General features: G+C 65.2%; 19 protein-coding genes. 14 read left to right on the top strand and 5 right to left on the bottom strand.

The window, feature by feature from the left end; all coding sequences use genetic code 11:
* The 7 genes from kdpA to GSQ76_RS05975 all read left to right on the top strand — a co-directional run.
* Positions 1 to 1,103: potassium-transporting ATPase subunit KdpA (gene kdpA, locus GSQ76_RS06005; RefSeq protein WP_158742997.1), on the top strand; the 1,103-nt coding region annotated here is incomplete at its 5' end.
* A 22-nt stretch (positions 1,104 to 1,125) separates the two neighbouring features.
* Positions 1,126 to 3,246: a potassium-transporting ATPase subunit KdpB gene (gene kdpB, locus GSQ76_RS06000; RefSeq protein ID WP_158742996.1), complete on the top strand. Its 2,121-nt coding sequence runs from the start codon at positions 1,126 to 1,128 to the stop codon at positions 3,244 to 3,246.
* An 18-nt stretch (positions 3,247 to 3,264) separates the two neighbouring features.
* Complete coding sequence (locus GSQ76_RS05995) at positions 3,265 to 3,870, top strand: K(+)-transporting ATPase subunit C (protein WP_158742995.1); 606 nt, start codon at positions 3,265 to 3,267, stop codon at positions 3,868 to 3,870.
* On the top strand, positions 3,870 to 4,652 hold the full coding sequence (locus GSQ76_RS05990; RefSeq protein ID WP_158742994.1) for a response regulator transcription factor: 783 nt from the start codon (positions 3,870 to 3,872) through the stop codon (positions 4,650 to 4,652). The genes GSQ76_RS05995 and GSQ76_RS05990 overlap by 1 nt, the downstream gene beginning before the upstream one ends.
* Positions 4,649 to 7,330, top strand: a complete 2,682-nt coding sequence (locus GSQ76_RS05985; RefSeq protein WP_158742993.1) for a sensor histidine kinase KdpD — start codon at positions 4,649 to 4,651, stop codon at positions 7,328 to 7,330. Before GSQ76_RS05990 ends, GSQ76_RS05985 begins: the two co-directional genes overlap by 4 nt.
* A complete protein-coding gene (locus GSQ76_RS05980; protein ID WP_216850919.1) occupies positions 7,327 to 8,025 on the top strand; it encodes a response regulator in 699 nt (232 codons plus the stop codon). Before GSQ76_RS05985 ends, GSQ76_RS05980 begins: the two co-directional genes overlap by 4 nt.
* 31 nt (positions 8,026 to 8,056) lie before the next feature.
* Positions 8,057 to 8,509 (top strand): PTS sugar transporter subunit IIA, encoded by a 453-nt coding sequence (locus GSQ76_RS05975; protein ID WP_158742992.1) that lies wholly within the window; start codon positions 8,057 to 8,059, stop codon positions 8,507 to 8,509.
* A gap of 126 nt (positions 8,510 to 8,635) precedes the next feature.
* Here GSQ76_RS05975 and GSQ76_RS05970 read toward each other — a convergent pair whose 3' ends face one another.
* Entirely contained in the window at positions 8,636 to 9,700 is a 1,065-nt protein-coding gene (locus GSQ76_RS05970; RefSeq protein WP_158742991.1) for an alpha/beta fold hydrolase, read from the bottom strand.
* Positions 9,701 to 9,782: 82 nt separating this feature from the next.
* Positions 9,783 to 10,355, bottom strand: coding sequence for a TetR/AcrR family transcriptional regulator (locus GSQ76_RS05965; RefSeq protein WP_158742990.1), 573 nt, complete (start codon positions 10,353 to 10,355; stop codon positions 9,783 to 9,785).
* A gap of 185 nt (positions 10,356 to 10,540) precedes the next feature.
* Here GSQ76_RS05965 and GSQ76_RS05960 point away from each other — a divergent pair, with 185 nt between their 5' ends.
* The 4 genes from GSQ76_RS05960 to GSQ76_RS05945 all read left to right on the top strand — a co-directional run bounded on the left by GSQ76_RS05960 (position 10,541) and on the right by GSQ76_RS05945 (position 17,778).
* Positions 10,541 to 11,737 carry an efflux RND transporter periplasmic adaptor subunit gene (locus tag GSQ76_RS05960; RefSeq protein ID WP_158742989.1) on the top strand — a complete coding sequence of 399 codons (1,197 nt, stop codon included), beginning with the start codon at positions 10,541 to 10,543 and terminating at the stop codon, positions 11,735 to 11,737.
* Between the two features lie 9 nt (positions 11,738 to 11,746).
* Positions 11,747 to 14,887 carry an efflux RND transporter permease subunit gene (locus GSQ76_RS05955; RefSeq protein WP_158742988.1) on the top strand — a complete coding sequence of 1,047 codons (3,141 nt, stop codon included), beginning with the start codon at positions 11,747 to 11,749 and terminating at the stop codon, positions 14,885 to 14,887.
* Positions 14,884 to 16,332: an efflux transporter outer membrane subunit gene (locus tag GSQ76_RS05950; RefSeq protein ID WP_158742987.1), complete on the top strand. Its 1,449-nt coding sequence runs from the start codon at positions 14,884 to 14,886 to the stop codon at positions 16,330 to 16,332. The genes GSQ76_RS05955 and GSQ76_RS05950 overlap by 4 nt, the downstream gene beginning before the upstream one ends.
* Positions 16,333 to 16,419: 87 nt before the next feature.
* Positions 16,420 to 17,778, top strand: coding sequence for an MmgE/PrpD family protein (locus GSQ76_RS05945; protein WP_158742986.1), 1,359 nt, complete (start codon positions 16,420 to 16,422; stop codon positions 17,776 to 17,778).
* Between the two features lie 46 nt (positions 17,779 to 17,824).
* Here GSQ76_RS05945 and pyp read toward each other — a convergent pair whose 3' ends face one another.
* A complete protein-coding gene (pyp, locus tag GSQ76_RS05940; protein ID WP_158742985.1) occupies positions 17,825 to 18,202 on the bottom strand; it encodes a photoactive yellow protein in 378 nt (125 codons plus the stop codon).
* Between the two features lie 269 nt (positions 18,203 to 18,471).
* Here pyp and GSQ76_RS05935 point away from each other — a divergent pair, with 269 nt between their 5' ends.
* Positions 18,472 to 18,834, top strand: a complete 363-nt coding sequence (locus GSQ76_RS05935) for a hypothetical protein (RefSeq protein WP_158742984.1) — start codon at positions 18,472 to 18,474, stop codon at positions 18,832 to 18,834.
* Between the two features lie 21 nt (positions 18,835 to 18,855).
* Here the strand turns inward: GSQ76_RS05935 and GSQ76_RS05930 are convergent, their stop codons facing one another.
* Positions 18,856 to 19,845 (bottom strand): quinone oxidoreductase, encoded by a 990-nt coding sequence (locus tag GSQ76_RS05930; protein WP_158742983.1) that lies wholly within the window; start codon positions 19,843 to 19,845, stop codon positions 18,856 to 18,858.
* A 96-nt stretch (positions 19,846 to 19,941) separates the two neighbouring features.
* Here GSQ76_RS05930 and GSQ76_RS05925 point away from each other — a divergent pair, with 96 nt between their 5' ends.
* Together GSQ76_RS05925 and GSQ76_RS05920 are read left to right on the top strand one after the other, a co-directional pair.
* Positions 19,942 to 20,829, top strand: a complete 888-nt coding sequence (locus tag GSQ76_RS05925; protein WP_158742982.1) for a LysR family transcriptional regulator — start codon at positions 19,942 to 19,944, stop codon at positions 20,827 to 20,829.
* 42 nt (positions 20,830 to 20,871) lie between these two features.
* Entirely contained in the window at positions 20,872 to 21,270 is a 399-nt protein-coding gene (locus GSQ76_RS05920; protein WP_158742981.1) for a hypothetical protein, read from the top strand.
* Between the two features lie 10 nt (positions 21,271 to 21,280).
* Here the strand turns inward: GSQ76_RS05920 and GSQ76_RS05915 are convergent, their stop codons facing one another.
* The gene (locus tag GSQ76_RS05915) at positions 21,281 to 24,388 is read right to left on the bottom strand and encodes an ATP-binding protein (RefSeq protein ID WP_256366964.1); all 3,108 of its coding nucleotides are present in this window, start codon (positions 24,386 to 24,388) and stop codon (positions 21,281 to 21,283) included.
* Between the last annotated feature and the right edge of the window lie 611 nt (positions 24,389 to 24,999).

The raw sequence follows: 24,999 nt of genomic DNA, 5'->3' as shown, positions 1-24,999 counted from the left end.
CTACGCTCGAAGGTGCCAAGCAGGTCATCGCCCAGGGCCCGGTCGCCTCGCAGGAGGTGATCAAGATGTTCGGCACCAATGGCGGCGGCTTTTTCAACGCCAACTCCGCGCATCCGTTCGAAAACCCGACCGGGTTGACCAACCTGATCCAGATGCTGCTGATCTTCGCGATCGGCGCGGCGCTGACCAACGTGTTCGGCCGCATGGTCGGTGACCAGCGCCAGGGCTGGGCGATCTTCGCGGTTATGGGCATCCTATTCCTGGTCGGCGTGTTCGTGACCTACCCGGTGGAGGCCGGTGGTAACCCAGCCTTTGCCGCCATGCACGTCGACAGTGCTGCCAGCGCCTTGCAGACGGGCGGCAACATGGAGGGCAAGGAGGTCCGGTTCGGCATCGCCAACTCGGCGCTGTTCACCACCGTCACCACCGATGCGTCCTGCGGTGCGGTCAACACCATGCATGACAGCCTGCTGCCGCTGGCGGGCATGATCCCGATGGTCAACATCATGTTGGGCGAGATCATCTTCGGCGGCGTCGGGTCGGGGCTGTACGGCATGCTGGCCTTCGCCATCCTCGCGGTGTTCGTGGCCGGGCTGATGGTCGGGCGAACCCCGGAATACCTGGGCAAGAAGATCGAGGCCAAGGAGGTGAAGATGTCCATGCTGGCCATCCTGATCCTGCCGCTCTCGATCCTCGGCTTCACCGCCCTGGCGGTGGTGATCCCGGCAGGAACCGGCGCGCTGGCCAATGCCGGGCCGCACGGCTTCAGCGAGGCGCTGTATGCCTACACCTCGGCGACGGGGAATAATGGCAGCGCCTTCGCCGGGTTGAGCGCCAACGTGCCGTTCTGGAACATCACGCTGGGCATTGCGTGCCTGGTGGGGCGGTTCCTGTTCATCATTCCGGTGATGGCGGTGGCCGGCTCGTTGGCGGCCAAGAAGATCGTGCCGGTGTCGGCCGGGACGTTCCCGACGCATGGCGGGCTGTTCGTCGGCCTGGTCATCGGCACGATCCTCATCGTCGGCGGATTGACCTTCTTCCCGGCACTGGCGCTCGGCCCCGTGGTCGAACACTTCGCCATGCTCGCCAGCAACACATTCTGATCCGATCCCAGGAAATATGAAAATGGATACCACCAGCAAACAACGCGGCAGCGTCGCCGCGATGCTCGACCCGGCGATCCTCGCTCCCGCTATCGGCGACACGTTCCGCAAGCTCGATCCCCGTGTGATGTGGCGCAACCCGGTGATGTTCGTGGTCGAGGTCGTGGCGACCTTGACGACGGTGCTGTTCCTTCGCGACCTGGTCACGGGGGGCAGCAATCTCGGCTTCACCTTCCAGATCGTGCTGTGGCTGTGGATCACCGTGCTGTTCGCCAACTTCGCCGAAGCCGTCGCCGAGGGGCGCGGCAAGGCGCAGGCGGCGACGCTGCGCCGCGCCCGCACCGAGACGATGGCCAAGCTGCTGCGCGACGGCAGCAAGCAGTGGACCGAGGTGGCCGCCGCCTCGCTCAAGGTCGGTGACCTGGTGTTGGTCGAGATCAACGACTTGATCCCGAGCGACGGCGAAGTCATCGAGGGCATCGCCTCCGTCGACGAGTCGGCGATCACCGGCGAGTCGGCCCCCGTCATTCGCGAGAGCGGCGGTGACCGCTCGGCGGTGACGGGTGGCACGCGGGTGCTGTCCGACCAGATCGTGGTCCAGATCACCGCGGCGCAGGGTTCGACCTTCATCGATCGCATGATCGCGCTGGTCGAAGGTGCGACCCGGCAGAAGACGCCGAACGAGATCGCGCTGAACATCCTGCTCGTCGGCCTGACCATCATCTTCGTGTTCGCCACCGCGACCATCCCGTCCTTCGCGTCCTACGCCGGTGGATCGATCCCGGTCGTCATCCTGGTGGCGCTGTTCGTCACCCTGATCCCGACCACGATCGGCGCGCTGCTTTCCGCCATCGGCATTGCCGGCATGGACCGGCTGATCCGCTTCAACGTGCTGGCCAAGTCCGGCCGCGCGGTGGAGGCCGCGGGCGACGTCGATACGCTGCTGCTGGACAAGACCGGCACGATCACGCTGGGCAACCGCCAGGCCGCCGAATTCATCCCGGTGTCCGGCGTCAGCGAGCAGGAGTTGGCCGATGCCGCGCAGTTGTCGTCCTTGTCGGACGAGACGCCGGAAGGCCGGTCCATCGTGGTGCTGGCGAAGGAGAAATATGGCATTCGTGGTCGCGAAATGGCGCCGCTGGGCGCCAGCTTCATCCCGTTCACCGCGCAGACGAGGATGAGCGGCATCGATGTCGATGGTTCTTCGATCCGCAAGGGTGCGGTGGAATCCATTCTGGCCTACGCCCAGGGACCGCGCCAGCTTCCGGCGAGCCTGCGCGTGGCTGGTGGCGTTGCCGAAGCCGTTCGTCCGGCCGGCGCCGATGCCGTCGCACGGGACCTGACGGAGAAGGCGGAGCGCGTCTCGAAGGCTGGCGGCACGCCGCTGGCCGTCGCCAAGGATGGCCGCCTGCTGGGCATCATCTACCTGAAGGACATCGTGAAGGGCGGCATCAAGGAGCGGTTTGCCGAACTGCGCCAGATGGGCATCCGCACCGTCATGATCACCGGCGACAATCCGCTGACCGCAGCCGCGATCGCAGCCGAGGCAGGCGTGGACGACTTCCTGGCGCAGGCCACGCCCGAGGATAAGCTCAAACTCATCCGCGACGAGCAGGCCAAGGGCAAACTGGTCGCCATGTGCGGCGACGGCACCAACGACGCCCCGGCATTGGCGCAGGCAGATGTCGGTGTCGCGATGAACACGGGCACCATGGCCGCCCGCGAGGCCGGGAACATGGTCGACCTGGATAGCGACCCGACCAAGCTCATCGAGATCGTCGGCATCGGCAAACAATTGTTGATGACGCGCGGTGCGCTCACCACCTTCTCCATCGCCAACGACGTGGCCAAGTATTTCGCCATCATTCCGGCGATGTTCCTGGTGTTTTATCCGCAACTCGCCGCCCTGAACGTGATGCGCCTGGGGTCGCCGCAAAGCGCCATTCTGTCGGCGATCATCTTCAACGCGCTGATCATCATCGCGCTGATCCCGCTGGCGCTGCGCGGTGTCGCCTACCGTCCGGTCGGCGCGGCCTCCGTGCTGCGGCGTAACCTGCTGGTCTATGGCCTCGGCGGCATCCTGGTGCCGTTCGTCGGCATCAAGCTCATCGATATGCTCATCACCACCATCGGCCTCGCTTGAGGCTTAGGGAACACCATCATGCTCAAGCAAATTCGCCCCGCCATCATGCTGCTCGTCGCCATGACGGTCATCACCGGGCTGGCCTATCCGTTGGCAATGACCGGGATCGCCGAGACCATCTTCCCGCACCAGGCCAACGGGAGCCTGATCGAGCGGGACGGCAAGGTCATCGGCTCCTCGCTGATCGGCCAGAACTTCGCGGGCGAGACCTACTTCCACGGCCGCCCGTCCGCCACCACCGACACCGACCCGGCGGACGCCACCAAGACGATCGCGGCACCCTACAACGCACAGAACTCCGGCGGCTCGAACGCCGGGCCGACATCGAAGGCGCTGATGGACCGGGTGAAAAGTGATGCCGACAAGCTGACGGCGGAGAACCCGTCGGCACCCGTGCCCGTCGATTTGGTGACGACCTCCGCCAGCGGGCTGGATCCGGACATCACCCCGGCCTCGGCGCTGTTCCAGGTGGCCCGGGTCGCCAAGGCGCGTCATGTGCCGGAGGATCGTGTTCGCCAGCTTGTCAGCGAACACACCGAAGGCCGCCTGTTCGGTGTCATCGGCGAAAGCCACGTCAACGTGCTCGGCCTGAACCTGGCCCTGGACGCGCTCGGCAAGAGCTGATGCCTAAGGCTGACCAGGATGAGGAACAAGCGGGTGCGCCCGGCGACATCCGGCGCACCCGGCGGGTTTGGCGGACCAGCCTGGTTGCCGACACCGATGTCGCCATAGGCCGCCTGCTCGGGCGCGATCTGCGACCGGAAGGCTTCGGCGTCGACGTCGAATACACCGCACAGGCGGTTCTGGATCGCGTGGCCGGGGACTGCCCGGATACGGTCATCCTCGGCAGCGATCTGCCGGACATGACGGCGCTCGACCTGGTGGGCCGGCTGAATGCCACGCCGGGGCCGCCGCTGCTGGTGCTGGTGGAAGCCCGCGGCGCCAACATCGTTCAGGTGCTGGATGCGGGTGCCGATGACTGCATGTGCAAACCGATTCTGGTGGGTGAATTGGCGGCCCGCCTGCGCAAGCTGGTACGGCGTCATCTGCAGGACCAGGGGATGCCGACGGTGATACGCACCGCCACGCTGGAACTGGACTGCGTGCTGTGGCGCGCCCGGGTGCGCGGCGTGGCAGTGCGCCTCAGCGTCAAGGAACAGGCCGCATTGCGGATGCTGGTCGAGGATATCGGCAACGTGGTCAGCAACCGGGATTTGCTGGCGCGGCTGTGGGGATCCCCGAACCTGGCGCCGAGGGGGCGGATCGGGGCGGTGATCCACACGCTGCGCCGCAAGCTGGACCTGGCGTTCGAGGGGGCGCACGGGCTACTGGCCGTGCCCCAGGTCGGGTATAGGCTGGTCGTCTCTGGTCCCATAGCCCAGGTGGAAGGGCAGCAGCGGAAGTGAACGATCGTGATGGCCGCCCCTCGCCGGACGCCCTGCTGAACGCGCTGCCGCGGGAGGGGCGCGGGCGGCTGAAGATCTTCCTGGGCGCCGCCCCCGGCGTTGGCAAGACGTTCGAGATGCTGACGGTGGCCCAGGCCCGGCGGCGTGAGGGGCTGGATGTCGTCATCGGCCTGGTAGAAACGCATGGCCGCAAGGAGACGCTGGCCCTGGTGAACGGCCTGGAGATGGTCGCGCGCCGGGCGGTCGAGTATCGCGGCCACACCGTGGAAGAGATGGACCTCGACGCCATTCTGGCCCGGCATCCGAAATTGGTCCTGGTCGACGAACTGGCGCACACCAACGCGCCGGGCAGCCGGCACCCCAAGCGCTATCTGGATGTCGAGGAGTTGCTGGCCGCGGGCATCGATGTGTTCACCACGCTGAACATCCAGCACGTCGAATCATTGAACGACGTGGTCGCTGGGATCACCCGCATCCGGGTGCGCGAGACGGTGCCCGATTCCATCATCGACCGCGCCGACGACATCGAGATCATCGATTTGACGCCGCAGGACCTGATCCAGCGGCTGAAGGACGGCAAGATCTACATCGCCCACCAGGCGGCGCGCGCGGTGAAGCACTACTTCCTGCCCGGCAACCTGGCGGCGCTGCGGGAACTGGCCCTGCGGCGGACGGCGCAGCGGGTGGACGACCAGATGGTCGACTACATGCGCAGCAACTCGATCAGCGGCCCCTGGGGCGCCAGCGACCGGGTTCTGGTGCATGTCGATGGCGGGCCCGGCAGCGTCGCGCTGGTGCGCCACGCCAGGCGTATCGCGGACGGGCTGCGTGGCCCATGGACGGCAATCCATGTCGAGGGCGGCGGCTGGCGCGAACAGGCGCGACAGACCGGCACCGCCGAGGCCATGCGCCTGGCCGAGCGCCTGGGCGGCGAGACGGTGACCATGCCCGGCGCGGATGCCGCCACCGCGGTGGTCGAATACGCCCGCACCAACAATTTCACCCACATCATCGTGGCGCCGTCCCGCCGGGCGCATTGGACGGAGATCTTCCTGGGGTCGATGGCCCAGCGCGTCATCGCAAAGGCCGGGTCGATCCACGTGCACGTCCTGGCGGGGGACCATTCATCGGAGAAGCCCGAGTCCAGCAGCATCAGCCTGCGGCCCCCGACACTGGGCGCGTGGGGCGGCAGCTTCCTGTCGGTTGCCGTCGCCTTGGGCGTGGCGATGATGATGCACCGGGTGCTGGGCGTGACGAGCGTGGCGCTGGTCCTGCTGATGGGCGTGCTGGCCAGCGCCGTCGCCTTCGGGTTGGCGGCGTCGCTGGTGGCCTGCCTGCTGAGCGTGGCGGCCTATAATTTCTTCTTCCTGCCGCCGCTCTACACCTTCACCATCTCGGACCCCGAGAACGTGGTGACCTTGTCGGTGTTCGCGGTCGTGGCGGTGGTGGCGAGCAACCTGACCGCACGCATGCGGGTGCAGACCGTCACGGCACAAGGCCGGGCCAAGACGAACGAGGAGCTGTACCAGTTCAGCCGGAAGCTGGCGGGGGCTGTCTCGCTGGATGACGTGCTGTGGGCGACGGTGCATCAGGTGGCGCTGATGCTGAAGGTGCGTGTCGTCATGCTGCTGCCCGGCGAGAACGGATTGGCGGTGCAGGCCGGCTTCCCGCCGGACGACATGCTGGACGAGGCGGATCTGGCCGCCGCGAAATGGGCCTGGCAACACAACCTTCCCGCCGGGCGGGGCGCCGACACGTTGCCGGGTGCCAAGCGGTTGTTCCTGCCGATGCAGACGGGGCGCGGCCCCACCGGCGTGTTCGGGATCGACCGGGACGAGCCGGGCCCGTTGCTGAGTCCGGATGGCCAACGGCTGCTGAACTCGCTGTCCGACCAGGCCGCGCTCGCCATCGAGCGGGTCAACCTCGTGCGGGACGTCGACCAGGCGAAGCTGCAGGCCGAGACGGACCGCCTCCGCTCGGCGTTGCTGACGTCGATCTCGCATGATCTGCGGACACCGTTGGCGTCCATCCTGGGTGCCGCCACCAGCCTGATGAGCCAGCATGGCGAGTTGGACGAGGTGGGGCGGACCACCATGCTGCGGACCATCCGGGAGGAGGCGGAGCGGCTGAACCGCTTCATCGGCAACCTGTTGGACATGACCCGGCTGGAGGCGGGGTCGCTGTCGTTCAAGGGGGGGCTGGCGGACCTGTCGGACGTCGTGGGGGCAGTGTTGCGCCGGGCGCGGCGGATCCTGTCGGTGTATCAGGTCAAGGTCGAGTTGGCGCCGGGGCTGCCGATGTTGAATTTCGACATGGTGCTGTTCGAACAGGTGCTGTTCAACCTGCTGGACAATGCCGCCAAATACTCCATCGCCGGGTCGACGATCCAGCTGCGCGCCACCCGGCATGGCGACCGGGTTTGGATCGAGCTGCTGGACGAGGGCGACGGCATTCCGGCCGAGGACCTGGAGCGCATCTTCGACAAGTTCTACCGGGTGCGCAGCGCGGACCGTCAGCGCGCGGGCACCGGGCTGGGCCTGGCGATCTGCCGCGGGTTCGTGGAGGCCATGGGCGGCACGATCACCGCCGCCAACCGGGCCGACCGCACTGGCGCGATCTTCACGATCGACCTGCCCGTGCCGGCCCAGATGTCGCTTGAAGAGGAGGACGCGCCATGATCGTGAACGCCAACCCGTTGCGCGTCCTGGTGGTGGATGACGAACCGGCGATCCTGCGCTTCTTGCGGGCCGGCTTATCCGCGCAGGGATTCACCGTTTCGGAGGCGCAGACGGGCCGGGCCGCGCTGAGCGCGATGGCGGCGGGGGCGGCCGACCTCACCGTTCTGGATTTGGGGCTTCCCGACATGGACGGGCTGGATGTCATCCGGGAGATCCGTGCCAAGGGAGCGCCGATCCCGATCATCGTGCTGTCCAGCCGGGACGACGAGGGCAGCAAGGTGGCGGCGCTGGACCTGGGGGCCGACGATTTTGTCACCAAGCCGTTCGGCATCGACGAGCTGTTTGCCCGCATCCGGGCGGCCCAGCGCCACCGCCTGCAGCAAACCGGCGAGCGGCCGGTGTTTCGCAGTGGGGACCTCGTGGTCGACCTGGTGCGGCGGATCGTCACCGTGCGGGGCGAGGAGATCAAATTCTCCAAACGCGAATACGAGTTGCTGCGCCTGTTCGTCGCCCATGCGGGTAAAGTGCTGACCCATCGTCATATCCTGCAGGAGATCTGGGGCAGCGACACCGACGTGCAGTACCTCCGCATCTACGTTCGCGCGCTGCGACAGAAGATCGAACCGGACCCTGAGCAGCCAGTCCATATCCTGACGGAGACGGGCGTCGGCTACCGCCTGCGATCGGCTGACTGAGATGCCGAACACCCAACAACACGGTAACGCAATGCGACTGACAGACATCATCAAGCCTGACCGCATCCTTCTTGGGCTGCGAGCCGCGGATAAGGCACAGGCGCTGGCCGAGATTGCGAAACGCGCGAGCGCGCATCTGCCGATTGAGGCATCGACCATCCTGACGGCGCTGTCAGCACGGGAAAAATTGGGATCGACCGGATTCGGCCGCGGGTTCGCGCTGCCGCACGTCCGCATTCAAGGTTTGGAGAAGCTGTTCGGCCTGTTGGTCCGGCTAGCCAAGCCGATCGAATACGAGGCGATCGATGGCAAGTCCGTCGACATCCTGTTCCTGCTGCTGATCCCGGTCGACAAGGGCAATGACCATGTTGCCGCACTTGCCGCGGTGTCGCGGGCCATGCGCGACGAGACAACCCTGGCCGCAGTCCGCAAGGCGGGGAGTGCCGCATTGCTGTTCGACGATCTGGCGGCCACGGAGGCCTAGCCAGCCGATGCCCGGGACCTGCATCTGGTGCTGGGGCCTACGGTTCCTTGATCCCGGTGTTCGGGCCTTCGCGTTTACGGTCGGGTGAGCTAGCGAGGGGTGCCCGCACCCTGCCCCGGCGACGACTCAGGCGCCATTGAGGAAACCAAGCAGGTCGCCGCGAAATCGGGCGGCGACTTCCAGGTGTGGGACGTGGCCGACACTGGGATAGGTCACGAGCCGGCCTCGAGGGATGCAGCTCACCATCGTCTTCGCCGCATCGGGAATGCGTGGCATGCGGGCCCGTTGGTCTGGCGTGGCGTAGCCGGATAGCGGGGCGGATTGATCGGCCTCGCCCGCGACCAGCAGCACGGGGGGCTTGAGCGTGCCGTACAGGTCCACGACTGGCCCGCGATAGATCATCTGGTAGGTCAACGCGGACGCCAGCGCAAACCGCTCGAACTCCGCGGAGAGGGCGATCCGCATGCGCCAGGTGACGAACGGCTCGTACTGCGCAGGCGGCAGGATGGGAAAGTAGTGCGCGATGAAGTTGCGATAGGTCTGCGCGGTGTAATTCCGTTCGGCCGCCACCAGGGTCTCGGTCGCCTGCGGTTCGATGAAGGCACGGTAGTCGACCAGCCCGATCGGATCCTCCAGCACGAGCTTATCCACGCGGTCGGGGAAGATGCTTGTTAGGCGCACCGCCAGCATGCCGCCGGTGGAATGGCCGAAGACGGTGATGCGGTTCAGCCCCAGCGAGTCCGCGAGCGCCATGGTGTTGGCGGCCAGCATCTCGAACGTATACTCGGTGTCCGGCTTGGCAGATTTGTTGAAGCCGATCTGGTCCGGCACCACCACCCGGTACCCGGCGCCACGCAACCACTCGATGGGCCCAGCCCAGTAGGAGCTATCGAAGTTCTTGCCGTGCAGCAGGAAGACCGTCCGGTCGTTTGCTGCGATGGTGGGTGCGAAGTCCATATAGGCCATTCGCACTGGCCCGGCACCTGCATGAACCGGCAGGAAGTGCACCGGGCCGGGATAGGGATAACCCTCCAGCGCGATGCCGAGCGCGGTGTCGGTGCTGGCGTCGGCCGCCGTTGCGGCTTGGGCGGGCTTTGGTAGCCCGAATGTGGTCGTGGCCGCGCCGACCAAGGCGGCGACCGACAACGAGACCATCCGGCGGCGTTTGGCCGGTATTTCGTCGAGCCACATGTGACCAGGATACCCCTCAGCGTACGGAACCGTGTGCAGCACCATCCCTCGTCGCACAATTGGTGGCCGATACACTAAACCGTCACTTCAGCTTGGTCAGGCGCGTCCTTGCTTCCTGCAGGATGGCAGCCGAGAGGTCGGGGTCGGTGACGATGCGTGACATCGTGACGGCGCCGATCATCGCCGATAGCGCGAAAATAGCGCGGGCCCTCGCCACCTCGGGGCTTGCCCGGCGGATTTGCGAGGCGATCAACTCGACGAGTTCGACGAACCCATCGGACGCCGCGGCGCGGGTGTCGCCATCCGCGCGGGCGAGTTCGATGCCCAGCCCAACCAGCGGGCAACCCTCCAACGGATTGTTGCGATCCTGCGAGAGGAAGGTCTCGACAATCACCTCCAATCCCGTCTGGTCCTCGGCCGGGCGGGACGCCGTCTGCGTCAGCGTGACGGCCGAGGACATCGCCTCCGCACAAGCTTCGGCGACCAACTGGTCCTTCGAGTCGAAATGCCGGTAGAACCCGCCCTGGGTTAGCCCGGCGGCCGCCATGATCTCGGCCAGGCCGGTGGCATGGATACCGTTGCGTCGGAACTCGGCGGCGGCCGTCTTGACGATGCGGCGGCGCGTTTCGGCCGTTTCGGCCCGGGACTTCTTCACTGGACGTCGTTCTCGGGCACGTGGCCCTCGCTGCTTCAAACTCGGTTTGAGTGTAACCACCCTCTATCGCATTGCAAGGCGCGGCTGATTTGCAGGCTGAACGCAGCTGCAGCACGGATGCATCTTGAAAGTTTAGAGGCCACACGACATCTAACCAATCACGATAGATGTCGATCGGACGCTATATGACCAAGATTTCTGGGCCGAACACCGCCAGGCTGTGGATCGGCGCTGCGGTGGCGACCGTCGCCCTGGGTGGCGGGTGGCTGGTGTATTCGGGACACGATAGCCAAGCGGCGGAGCGGAGCGGGCCGCCACCGCCGCAAGTCGTCGTCAGCAAGCCGCTGCAGCAGGCGGTGGATACCAGGCTGGGGTTTCTGGGCCAGTTCTCCGCCGTCGATCAGGTGGAGTTGCGGGCGCAGGTTGGCGGCACGCTGACGGACATTCATTTCAAGGACGGCAACATCGTGCAAAAGGGCGATTTGCTGTTTGTCATCGATCCCGTTCCCTACGAGATCCGCCTGGCCCAGGCGACCGCGCAACTCGAAAGCGCCACGGCTCGGCTGGACCTTGGCAACCGGGAATTGGTGCGTGCGCAGGCGCTGAAGAGCAGCGATGCCGGCACCACGCAGAATGTCGATCAACGCCAATCCGACCGCCGGGCGGCGCAGGGTGCGGTGGACCAGGCCAAGGCGGAAATTCGCGATGCACAATTCGACCTGGGCCACTGCCGCGTCACCGCGCCGTTCACCGGGCGTATCGGCACTCATCTCGTCTCGCTCGGCAATCTGGTCGCTGGCAGCCGGGCTGCGGCCAGCCCGACGACGCTGTTGGCAACCATCGTTTCGGTCGATCCGATCTATCTGAACTTCGACATGAGCGAGTCCGACTACCTCGCCTTCTCCCGCGAGCATGCAAAACAAAAGGGCGTTCTTGCGGATAAGATCGAGATCGCGCTGGGTGATGAGGCGGAATTTACCCGGCAAGGCACGCTCGATTTCGTGGACAACGTGATCGATCGAGCAAGCGGCACGCTGCATGCTCGCGCGACCGTGGCAAACCCCGATCTGCTGATAACGCCGGGTGAATTCGCCCGTGTGCGCCTGGTGCTGGGCGCACCGGTCGCCTCGCTTCTGGTGCCCGACACGGCGGTTCTGCCCGACCAGTCCGAGCACATGGTGCTGACGGTGGCGGCCGATGGGACGGTGGTGCCGAAGCAGGTGCGGACCGGCGATCTTCGGGGCGGCCTTCGGGTGATCCGGTCGGGCCTGGCGCCGGGCGACAAGGTGATCATCGAAGGCATTCCCTATGCCACGCCAGGCGCGAAGGTCACGCCGCAGGACGGCACCATCACGCTCGCTGACGCACATAGCAAGAATTGAGTCGGGACCATGCGCCTCAGCCATTTTTTCATCGATCGCCCCCGTTTTGCGACCGTGCTCAGCATTTTCGTGACCCTGCTCGGGCTGGGTGCGCTGGCGATCCTGCCGGTGGCGCAATATCCGGAGATCGTGCCGCCGACGGTGCAGATCACCACCTCCTATCCCGGCGCGTCCGCGGACACGGTCGCCCGCACCGTGGCCACGCCGTTGGAACAGCAGATCAACGGCGTCGAAAACATGCTGTACCTCAGCAGCCAGTCGACAGGCGATGGCAGTCTGACCATCACCGTCACGTTCCGGATCGGCACGGATTTGAACGTGGCGCAGATGCTGACGCAGAACCGGGTGCAGGATGCCCTGCCCCGCCTGCCGGACGACGTGCAGCGACTTGGCGTGCAGGTTCGCAAGGCGACGCCCAGCATTCTTCTGGCCGTGCATCTCTATTCGCCGGATAAGTCGCGGGATACGCTGTATTTGTCCAACTACGCGACGCTGCACATCAAGGACGCCCTTGCGCGCCTGCAGGGCGTGGGTGACGTGCAATTTCAGGGCGCCCGGGAATATGCGATGCGGATCTGGCTGGATCCGGACAAGGCGGCGATCCATGACATCAATGCCAGTGAGGTGCTCGCCGCATTGCGGGCGCAGAACCTGCAAGTGTCCGCCGGCATTCTGAACCAGCCGCCAACGCCGGGTGATGAGGCGTACCAGATCAACATCGAAGCGTTGGGCCGGCTGACGTCGCCCGACCAGTTCGCCGATGTCATCGTGAAGACGGACGGGCTGGGTCGTGTGACGCGCGTTCGTGATATCGGGCGTGTCGAGATCGGTGCGGCGAATTACGGCAGCACGACGTTCATGGACCGCAGCAACGCATCGACATTGCTGATCTATGCCGAGCCCGGCGCCAACTCACTGGCGGTCGAGCACGCCGTGCTGGCGAAGGTGGACGAGCTGAAGGCGGATTTCCCCGCCGGCGTCAGCTCCATCATCATCTACGATCCGACCACTTTCATTTCCAAATCCGTTGACGAGGTGATCGTCACGATCGCCATTGCCATCCTGCTGGTCGTCGGCGTGGTGTTCGTGTTCCTGCAGAGCTGGCGGGCGACGATCATCCCGGTCATTGCGATCCCGGTGTCACTGGTCGGCACCTTCATCATCCTGGCCATGTTCGGCATCTCGCTCAACAACCTGTCCCTGTTCGGCCTGGTGCTGGCGGTTGGCATCGTGGTCGATGACGCCATCGTCGTGGTGGAAAACGTCGAGCGCAACATGCGCGCCGGGATGGGGCCGAAGGAGGCGGCGCACCGGACGATGGACGAGGTCGGCGGTGCGCTGATTTCCATCGCGCTGACGCTGTGCGCGGTGTTCGTGCCCTCCGCCTTTCTGTCAGGGATTTCCGGGCTGTTCTTCCGCCAATTCGCGGTGACGATCTCTGCCTCGACGGTGATTTCCTGCTTCGTCTCGCTGACGCTCAGCCCGGCACTCTGCGCCGTCCTGTTCAAGGCACATGACAATCACGCCGGCACCCATGCTGGCCCGGTGCAACGCGTGCTGCTGGGGTCGTTCGACCGGTTCAACCGTGGCTTCGACCGCCTGTCCAACGCCTATGGCAGCCTGACCCGGCGCTTGGTTCGCAGCATCGCCATCGTGCTGGTGGTGTATGCCGGGCTCATCGGGGTGGCCGCGCTGGAATTCGCGACCACGCCGACCGGTTTCATTCCGGAGCAGGATCAGGGCTATTTGATCTCGATCGTGCAGTTGCCGCCGGGTGCGACGCTGGACCGGACCGAGGCCGTGGTTCGCCGCGGCATCGACATCATTCTGGGCACGAAGGGTATCGAGCACGTGGCGCCATTTGCCGGCCTGGACGCAACGACCTCGACCGTGGCGTCCAACTCCGGGACGATCTTTTCCGGCCTGCCGTCGCTCTACAATCATTCCTTGCCCGGCGTGAACGCGAATACCGTGCTGGCCGATCTGCGCAAACGGCTGTCGGTCATCAAGGACGCGTTCGTGCTGACCATTCCGCCACCGCCGGTACAGGGGCTCGGCAGCGCCGGCGGTTTCAAGATGATGCTGGAGGACCGGTCGGGCCTGGGCTACGGCGCGCTCGTCAAGGCGTCGCGGGACCTGGTGGCGGCGGCGAACAAGGATCCGCATTTCGCCGGCGTGTTCACGCTGTTCAACGCCGGGTCGCCGTCGGTCTATGCCGATATCGACCGGCTGAAGGCGGAAAAGGTCGGGCTGACGCCGACCGACGTGTTCTCGACCCTGCAGGTCTATCTTGGATCGCAATACGTCAACGATTTCAACTACCTCGGCCGCAGCTACGAGGTCGTGGTGCAGGGCGATGGTGCGTTCCGGCGCACGCCGCAAGACATCTCGCGATTGAAGGCCCGCAACATCGCGGGGGAGATGGTGCCGATCGGCACGGTCGCGCGGCTTAGGGATAACACAATTCCCTACCGGGTGCCGCGCTACAATCTGTATCCCGCGGCCGAGGTCCAGGGCGTGGCGGCCCCGGGCGTGGCCACCGGGCCGGCGTTGCACCGGATGGAGGAACTGGCCCAGCAGGTGCTGCCGAAAGGCATCGGCTTCGAATGGACCGACCTCGCCTACCAGCAGCAACAGCAGGGTACACCGACCTTGCTCGTCTTCGGCGCCTCCGCCCTGTTCGTTTTCCTGGTTCTGGTGGCGCAGTATGAGAGTTGGAAATTGCCGCTGGCCATTGTGCTGATCGTGCCGATGTGCTTGCTCGCCTCGGTCACCGGGCTGTTCTTCCGGGGCATGCCGATCGACATCCTGGCGCAGATCGGGTTCGTGGTGCTGGTGGGCCTGGCGGCGAAGAACGCCATCCTGATCGTGGAGTTCGCCCGCCAGAACCAGGACGAGGATGGCGCCAGCGCAGCAGAGGCGGCGGTCCATGCGGCCCGCACCCGGCTGCGCCCGATCCTGATGACGTCATTCGCCTTCATCCTGGGCGTGGTGCCGCTTGCGGTGGCAACGGGCGCCGGGGCGGAGATGCGGCAATCGCTGGGCACGGCGGTGCTGTTCGGTATGCTGGGCGTCACGTGTTTCGGCCTGCTGTTCACCCCCGCGTTCTACACGCTCATCCGTGGGCTTGGCCGGAAGCACGCAGCATGAAGGCCGCCGGTTTGATCGTCATAGCCGCCCTCGCCGGGTGCAGCGTCGGCCCGGATTATACGGCGCCCGCGACAAGCTTCCTGCCGTTCCACAATCTTGCCGCGGTGGTTGCGCGCAAAACGCCGGTACCGGCGCCAGCGCTCGATCGTTGGTGGACGGGCTTCAACGATCCGCTGCTGGTGGGCGTCGTGCAACGTACGCTCGACCAGAACCTCGATCTTGCGGCGTCGCTGGCCCGTGTGCGGCAGGCGCGCGCGGTGGCCGCGTCGGCGGGGGCGCAGTTACTGCCCACCGTCGATCTGGATGCGTCGGCGACGTTTGAGCACCAAAGCCTGGAAAGTCCGTTCGGTGCGCTCGGCCGGACCTTTCCCGGCTATCACCGCGACCAGCGCGAATACACGGTCGGGCCGGCGGCGAGCTGGGAGATCGACCTGTTCGGCGGGCTGCGGCGCACCGCCGCGGCGGCGCGGGAGGAGGCACAAGCGGCGGAAGCCAGTCAGGCCGGCACGCGCATCACCGTCGCGGCCGATGCCGCCGATGCCTATCTGCAGATCCGCGGCTACCAGGCCCGGCTTGCCGTTGCACAGCAGCAGATCGACACCGATGCGCATCTGTTGACGCTGGTGCAGGCACGGCACCAGGCCGGGCAAGCCGATGGCCGCGAAATCGCCCAGGCCGAGGCGCTGCTGCGGCAGGCGCGGGCCTCGGTGCCGCCGTTGCGCATCCGCCTGGAGGCGCAGCTGAACCGGCTGGACGTGCTGATGGGGGTGCAGCCGGGCACCTACGCGCAGGAGCTTGGGCGCCCGGCGGACATTCCCGCCATTCCCGCGATCGGCCGCAACGATCAGCCGCTCGACGTGCTGCGGCGGCGGCCCGACATCATCGCCGCCGAACGGCGCCTGGCTGCGTCGAACGAGCGCATCGGGGCGGCGATTTCGGATTACTATCCGAAAATATCGCTATCGGGCGCGCTCGGCTTCGACAGCCTGAGCATCAATCATCTGCTCAGCGCAAAGGCGTTCCAGCCGATCGGCACCGGTGCGTTGAGTTGGCGGCTGTTCGATTTCGGCAAGGTCGACGCGGAGGTCGCGCAGGCACGGGGCGCACAGGCCGAGGCATTGGCGCAATACCGGCAGGCGGCGCTGAAGGCGGCGGAGGACGTGGAGAACGCGCTGATCGCTCTGTCGCAGACAGAGGTGCATATGGCGGAGCTGCAGGGCGAAGTCGACTCGCTGACGCGGGTGCGCAGCTTGTCTCAAAAGGCCTATCAGGCTGGGTCGATCACGCTCACCGACGTGCTGGATGCTGACCGGCAGCTTCTGACCGCGCGGGACGAGTTGGACGCGAACCGGGCGGCGGCGGCGCAGGCGGCAGTTGGCATTTTCCGCGCGCTGGGCGGCGGCTGGGACGTGCCCGGCGGTTCGTTCGTTGCCGACCGGCGCTGACACAAGGCGGCGATCGCCAGCTTGCAACCGCGGCGAGGCGGCGGCAGGCTATGGGCGCCGGGTAGAATTCCGGCAGGGAGCGACGCTGTGACAAATCCACTCATAGCCCTGGCGAACGAAGCCGCGACTTGGCAGAGCCGCCCGATGTCGGACACGACGCGCCACCATGCAAGGCGGGCGCTGGTCGACTGGTTCGCGGCCCTGCTGCCCGGCTGTCTACGGCCGCCGGCGACCCTGCTGGCGAAGGCACTGGCGGCGGAGCGGGGCACCGGGCGGGCGATCTGCTACGTGGATGGCCGCGCCTCGCCACTGCGTCATGCGGCGCTGATCAACGCCGCCGCCAGTCACACGATCGAGTTTGACGACATCCATCGTGACTCCGGCTATCACCCGGGATCGCCTGTCATCAGCGCGGCGCTGGCGGCGGCACAGTCGCGGGATGCCAGCCTGGACACCCTGCTACGGGCCATGGTCGCAGGCTACGACGTGTCGTCCCGCATTGGGTTGGCGGTGCAGCCGAGCCATTATCGCATGTGGCACATCACGGGCACCGTGGGGACGTTTGGCGCCGCCGTTGCCACGGCGCACGTGCTCGGGTGCGGTCCGACGGAAATGGCGCATGCGATCGCGACGGCGGCCACCATGGCGGGCGGGCTGCAACAGGCATTTCGTGGTGACGGGATGAGCAAGCCGATGCATCCCGGACACGCCGCGGACGCCGGGACATTGGCCGCGCTTGCTGCGTCCGCCGGGGTGACGGGTGCGCTGGACGTGCTGGACGGCCCGGTGGGGTTCGCCGCGGCGACGAGCGAGGATCGTGGCAAGTGGGACCTCGCCCTGGAGGGGCTGGGCGTCGTGCAGCCGATCGAGGCGATCACGTTCAAGAATCATGGATGCTGCGGCCACATCTTCGCCGCGCTGGACGCGATTTCCGCCCTGAAGCTCGAGCATCGGTTTACCGCCGACGACGTCGAGTCCATCCATGTCGAGGGCTACGCGGCCACCAAGGATATTTGCGACCGGCCGGTGGCGACCACCGAACAGGAGGCGCGCTTCAGCGTGCAATATTGCACTGCCGCCCTGCTGTTGTTGGGTGGCGTCCGCATTGCGGCGTTCACGCCCGAGCACCTGGCCGACCCGGCGATCCGCCGGCAGATGGCCAAGGTGACGGTGGCGATGGCGCCTGACCTGGCCGCCAGCTACCCGTCCCGCCGGGCTGCGCGCGTTGCCATCCGGCTGGCCGACGGCCGGCAGCTCGACCGGTATCAGCCGACACGCAAGGGTGACCCGGACGCGCCGCTGTCGGACGCGGAATTGTCGGAGAAGTTCCTGGAACTGACCACGCCGGTGATAGGCGCCCGTGCGCACGATCTGCTCGATACGCTTTGGACCGGCGACACCCTACCGGGTGCCATTCCCCTCACACCGATGGCGCTTGCCGGCTGAGGCGGGGTGTGCCGTCTGGTTCATGTGGCCGCGCGGGTCGGTGGGATCATAGCCGCTTGACGAACACCCAGTAGGTGTCGTCGGCAACGGCCTGCTTCATGTGCACCTTCACGCGCGTCGGGTTCATCTTGTAGTCGAAGGTGTAATCGAAGATCGCATTTAACTTGCCCGACTTCACCCCGGCGTCGAACACCCCGCGGAAGGCAGGCTTGTTGCAGCACGGAGCGATTTCGTCGAAGAAGTTGCGGCCTATCACCGCATCCTTGCGACGACCAGTAATCGAGCTCTCGGTGGCATTGTAACCCAGGACCGTTCCGGCGGCGTTCAACTGGATCGCGCCGAACGCCAGGCGATCAATCGCGGCCGGCGTCATCAGCGCGAGATCATTTTCGACATCATCCTGCCCGAACTCGATCCGCGTCATAAGGTCCATTGTATCACCACCAGCTATTTAGCTAACTAATGATTGGTGATTCCAATGAACGAATGCTGAAGATCATTCTGGCGAACCCCTAAGCTTCCAGACGAGAATTCCACCGACGCCAGGCTGGGCATCGTATCTTTTGATAGACGTATCACGTTTGCGTGTTTATTAAGACGCCAGATCTATCACCGCCAGTCTTCGAACCGTTGTTTGAACATAATACATCCGGCGACAGACAAAATTAGTCTGGTGTCGAGGGACCGCGAAACGTGAGCATCGGGGCATTGGAAGCAGCGCTATTGGCGAACGCGACTGCTTCTCTTGCGGTTGTCAGCGAAAAGCTTTTCTACAGGCTTGACCAGCTGGACCGGGTTCTTATTGAACAAGTCAAAATTCCAATGTCCGAGGTTGCCCTTGGTAATGGTGTGGTGAGGCGCTTCTTCCGCGGCCTTGTTCAAACCACGCAACAACCGATTACGTTTACGTATTTTGTGTTGGCAGGGGAGCGTCGTGTGCGGATAGAGCTTGCCGCACTTTGGGACCTTCGCATGGACGATGACGGGCCAAGATCCTTTCGACTGGCGAGTTTGGTCGCGCCGGACCCTGCATCGCCACCGATCATTTTGTCATAGCTTGCTGATTGCCGGCTTGGGTTACAGCAAGTCCAGCACCGGCTTGCCGACCATGCGACGTTCCTCCAACGCTTCGTGCGCCTCCTCCACCCCGTCCAGGCGATAACGTCCAGCGATCCCGATGGAAAGCGAACCGCTGGCCAACCCGCTGAAGATATCGGCGGCGCGGCGGCGAATGGTGGCGGCGTCGGGCAGATGGTCGGCGAGGCGCGGCCGAGTGAGGAAGAGCGAACCCGCCTCCCCCAGTTCGATCGGGTTCAGGTCGGTGACAGCGGCGCCGACCGTGCCGAAGCTGACCACCAGGCCGCGTTTGCGGGTGGCGCGGAAGCTGTCGCGCAATGTGGGGCGGCCGATGGGGTCGAACACGACATCCACCCCGCTGCCATCCGTCCGGTCCCGCACGGCGTCGGCGAAACCACCATCGGCGTACAGCATCGCCTCCGTCGCACCACGGGCGCGGGCGATTTCCGCCTTGGCGGCGGTGCTGGTGGTGGCGAATACGGTGGCGCCCAGCGAGCTGGCGATCTGCACCAGCAACTGGCCGATCCCGCCGGAAGCCGCGTGCACCAAGCATGTCACGCCGGGCCCGAGCCGGCCGACGTCATGGGCCAGGTAGTGCGCGGTGAGACCGTGGAACATGGATGCGGCGGCCAGATCCAACGGCACGTCACCGGGCACAGGGACGACCTGCCACGCAGGCACGGCAGCATATTCCGCGTAGCTGCCCCAGTGCAGGCAGTATGCGACGCGGTCCCCCAATGCGAAGCCGTCGACGCCGGCACCTAACGCGGCAATTTCTCCAGCGCCCTCCACCCCCAACGTGGTGGGAAGGCGCACCGGATAGGTGACGGAGCCGGCGTATTTTCCCTGGCGCGTGTGGATGTCCATGAAGTTGATGCCGGCATGCGCCAGCCGGATCAGCACGTCACCCGGCCCCGGGGCCGGGATGGGGAGGTCGCGACGTATCAGGACCTCGGGGCCGCCGTAGCGGTCGATCTGGATGGCTTTCATGCGCGGCTTCCCCCTTCGGTTGCCGGCGGTATTGGCCTAAACGAGGGAGGGCGTCCAATATATTGATTATCGCATTATCATACGGAAAGGCTATCGATGGAATTGCGCCATTTGCGATATTTCCGGATGGCGGCGGAGGAGTTGAACATCACCCGCGCTGCGGCCCGGCTGGGCATCGCGCAACCGCCGCTGACCCAGCAGATCAAGGCGCTGGAGGCGGAGTTGGGGGTGGCGCTGTTCGCCCGCATCGGCCGCCGGGTCGAATTGACGCAGGCAGGCGCGCTGTTCCTTGGCGAAACGCGCGCAATACTGGCGCGGGTGGAGAACGCAACAACCCTGGCCCGGCAGGCGGGACGAGGCGATCTCGGCCGGTTGCGGGTGGGGTTCACCGGATCCGCCGCGTTCAATCCGGTGGTGACGGCGATCCTGCGCCGGTATCGCACCACCTGGCCCGGCGTCGAACTGGTGGTGGCGGAAAACCGCACCAGCCACCTGCTGGAGGCGCTGGAAGATGGGCGGTTGGACGCGGCGATCCTACGCCCGCCGGTGCCGGGTGGGCGCGACCTTGCGGTGCATAAGCTGTGTGCTGAGCGGATGGTGGTGGCGGTGCCAGTCGACCACAAGCTGGCGCGCGAATCGGGCGTGACATTGTCGGCGTTACGGCAGGAGGCATTCATCCTATACCCCCGCGCGACCGGCGTTGGCCTGTCGGAGAAGATCGTTGCGGCCTGCCGTCGAGCGGGGTTCGACCCACTGGTCGCGCAGGAGAGTCCCCAGATGATTTCGACCATCAATTTGGTCGCCGCTGCGATCGGCATCGCGATCGTGCCGGAGTGCATGCAGCATCTGCGTCCGGATGGCGTGCGGTTCTTGCGGTTGAGCGCCCCCGCGATCCATGCCGAGTCGGTGATGGTGCGCCGGGCAAAGGACGAAGCACCGACGGTATCGAACCTCGTCGCCGCGGTGGCTTTCACAATGGATTAACCATTATGCCGTCACCATGCAGGCGAGATTGGAAGAGACGCCATGCTGATACGCGCCCTGGTGACCCTGTTGTTAATCGGCGCCGTGTCGATGCCGGCCGATGCGGACCAGGGGAAAGTATCGGACTGGCTGGTTCGGGGCCATGATGAACTGGTCGATACCGTATCGGCGGCGCGGCTCGCGATGCTGTGCCAGCGCTGGCCGCTGAAGCCCGATCGCGCCACGTTCATCCGCGCCATGCGAGACCGGACCGGAGTGCTTGCCCCGGCCGATCGGGACTTCGTTGCCCAGGCAATCAGTGATGGCGAGGCGCAGGCCACGTCCGGTTATGTCATCGCCACGCGATCGGTCTGCATGAGTATCGCACCCACCCAGTTGGCCGCGGCAGCCGCCTATGTAACCGGCCGTGCCGGTTTGCGGAGCCTGGTGCACGACCACTGACGGGTACGTGCTAGCGGGACGGGTCGGTGGCGGCGTCCTGCGAGACCAAATTCATCATCCGGCTCAGCAGATCGTTGCGTTGGAAAGGCTTGCGGAGGATCGCAACGTCTGCCGGCAACAGGTCCAATCCCTCCAAACCGGCGAAACCCGTGATGATCAGTGCGGGCAGGGTCGGTTGCCGACGACGCATCTGCAGCACCAGATTGGCGCCGTTCATGCCGGGCATTGCGTAATCCGTCACCAGCGCATCGAACGGCGGATCCTGGTCGAGCCTGCTGAGTGCCTCGTCACCCCCTGACGCGAAGGTGACGTGGAAGCCGGCTTTACGCAGGAACGCCGCGGTGACGTGGCCGACGTCGAGATCGTCGTCGACGACCAGGACGCGCCCCACCCCGCGCAGCATCTGTTGCTGCTCGACAACCAGGACTGGAAGCGCGGCCTGCAATGCGATCGGCAGCCACAGTTCGACCCGCGTGCCCTGGTCTGGCGCGCTTTGGATCCGAAGCTCACCACCGCTTTGCCGGGCGAAGCCTTGGACCATGGAGAGGCCCAGGCCCGAGCCTGCGAGGCCTTTCGTGCTGAAGAACGGCTCGCAAGCATGGGCCAGGACATCTGGTGTCATCCCCGCGCCGGTATCGGCCACGGCGATTGCGACGTGGCTGCCGTGTTGATGCGCCGAGATTTGCAGCGTGCCATGCCCCTGCATCGCATCGCGGGCATTGAGCGAAAGGTTGAGTAGTGCGGATTCCAGATGGGCTGCGTCCGCCAAGATGGGGGGCAAGCCCGGCGCGAACTCAATCCCGACTAGCACATCGACGCCCAATGTGCGCTCCAGCGTGCTGACGAGGTGGTCCAGCAGAGGCGGCAGATCCAGTTCGACGGGTTGCAGGACCTGCTGGCGTGAGAAGGACAGCAAATGGCTCGTGAGGCGCGCGCCACGTTGGATCGCGTGCAACGTCAGTTCAAGATTGAGCCGTGTATCCGGCCGATCGTGCAGGTCATCGATCGCGAGTTCCAGGCCCCCCAAGATCGTCTGCAGGACGTTGTTGAAATCATGTGCGACCCCGGCCGTGAGTCGCCCGACGGCCTCGATCCGTTGGCTTTGCCGCATGCGTTCCTCGGCACGCACCCGTTCGGTGATGTCGAACGAGATGCCTGCCATACGATGCTCGGCCTCGGTGGCGGATCCCATGACACGGGCGTACATTTGCACCCACGCCATCGAGCCGTTTGGGCGCACCACCCGGCACTCCACGTCACAATCGGCGCCACTGGCGATCGACTGGTCGATCGCTGCGATCACTCGCTCCCTGTCATCGGGATGGATCGCCGCCTGCAATTCTTGGAAGGTGAAATCCCGGGCGCGGTCGAGGCCGAAATTGTCTTTGCACACCGCGGAGGCCTCGACATCGCCCGACCGGACATCGAGTTCCCACACGCCGAGCCGCCCGGCCTCGGTCGCAAAGAGGAACCGGGCTTCACTGGCCTTCTTGACCTGCTGCGCCTCGAGCGAGGCCTCGAGCCGGTCGTTGGAGCGCCGGAGGGAGACCTCGGTGCGCTCCCGCACCTGAATAGCGGCTTCGAGGCGTTGTAGATGGCGCAGGCTGCGAACGATGACTTCGATGACGCCGTTGCGGAGTGTTTCGACGATGGAGAGTTCCCAATCGGCCCATGGCTTCGCGGCGCCCTTTGTCACCTTGATCCATCGCTCGAGAGATTGGCGCGGAAGGCGGTCCTGATCATCCCGCACGCCCTTGTCAGGATCGTCGCCCCACGCGACTTCGCGCAATTCCTCCGGCCGGAACCAGAGCAGCATATCCTGACGATCGGGCGCCAGGAAAACCGCGAGAACACCACTCGCGATCTTGATATAAGGCGTCCACGCCGGGTAGCTGGCAGCGAGATTGTCGGTTTGGAATAGCGTGCCGGTCGCCCGTTGCCGCAGCCACGTCGCGAGCGCCAGAATATCCGGTTCCGGCGCGATCTGGCCTAGGCACGACAGGTGGCCACCGTAGAGCACGGCGGCGGCCGTCGCGTTGAAAAGACTGCGAATGGTGACCGTGCCCGTCGTGAGACTGGGGATGACGACCTCCGCCTCCGAGAACTGCCTGAGCAAGGCTGCAAGCGCGCGCGTATCCCGGCGCCTTACATGGTCGGCGGTCATTCGCTCGGCCTGGCCTATCCGGAGTGCGAACGGTTCCGTCAGGGCCATGGCCGCCGCCTGTTGGCTGGTGGAGACGGCGTGCGGCTGGCGATGATGGCAGACCACCAAACCCCACAGCTTGGCCTCCGACATGATCGAAAGTGACATCGAACCGTTGATCCCGACATCACGATGATATTGCAGGTGCACGGGCGCGAAACTACGAAGCCGTGCAAAGGATAGGTCGATGTCCCTCGATTGCGGCTGATCTCGCAGCCAGTTCGGATCGAGGTCGATGGGAACGGGGACAGCATCGCGGTTGGGAACGGATCGGCAAAGATTGCGGGTGTAAAGTTCGCGCGCCTGGGCAGAGATGTCCGAGGCCGGGAAACACAGTCCACGCAGCGACTGCGCCCAGTCGTCGCATTTATCCTCGGCGACTGACAGGCCGTTCCAGGCTTGATCGAACCGGTAGATCAGGACACGCTCATACCCGGTAAGGCTTCTCATGGCCTGGATCGTTATGCGGGATAGCTCGTCGAGGTTGTTCCGCGCCTGTCGCAGATCCGCGATCGTTTCGCGAAGATGGCGCATGCGCGACCGCTCCTCCGCATAGGGCGGTCCTATCGTGGCATCGATCTCGACCAGAATGAGGCGACCGTTATAATGCACATCCAGGTCCACGGACAGCCGACCCGGCAGGTCTTCCGTCGTCGATTGCCACGGCGCCGCGCCGCGCAATCGGCCGGTCGAGAAACGGGCCCGTAGTTCGGCAGCGAACGCATCGCCAAACAGACTTCGTGCATCATGGCCGGCGAGCCAAGCCGCCGTGGTGTCAGCGCCCAACCAGTCACCAGCGTTTCGGCTGGCCGCAACCAGTGCGTCCGCGCGGGTGGGGTCGAAGCCCAACAAGACCCCATGCGGTTGAATGGACTGCGGCACATGGATCGGATCACGAGCACAATTATCACGCATGTTGGCCGCACCCGACCGGCCCCATGCGCATCAAGGATTCATGCCTACGGTAAACCCGGGTTTGGTGGGGACAAGCGCTGTATGACGAGGGGCAGCGGCCTTCATGTAGACCATAGAGGATGACGATGCCTTACAAGACTCGACATAAGAGGGCGTCCCTACGACACGTCGCTGCGCTACGATGTCAATCATGTGCCGGTCTATCTGCGAAGAATCGGAAACTACCTACAGGATGCGCGCAAGATATCTGTTGGAGAGACTGACCCTCAATGCTGGGACCATTCGCTTGGCACAACAATGTTTGCGGTGCGTAAGATGTGGCTCGTGAGTAGTTTTTAGTCCGGAACAGTCGGGGCGGCTGAGTAGTTTCCGATACTACTGAGTATGAAGGGCTCGTAATAGCGTTTGTTCACGCAACGAGCCGAGAGTTTGGTTGGTCAACAGGATCATCCGATGAGCCGACACGCCGATCAATAGTACATTTGGAGAATAGCATCATGTCCGGATCTATCGCCACCCAGATTGCGGCGCTTCAGCTTACCATTGCGAACCTGGAAGTGCAGATCGGCGCGACCACGAGCCCGACTGACCTGCTCGCGCTGAACGCGCAA

The organism is Acidisphaera sp. L21 (assembly GCF_009765685.1).
Lineage (GTDB): Bacteria > Pseudomonadota > Alphaproteobacteria > Acetobacterales > Acetobacteraceae > LMUY01.
Note: the sequence above shows the minus strand (reverse complement) of the source record. Positions and strands in the feature narration are given on the sequence as shown.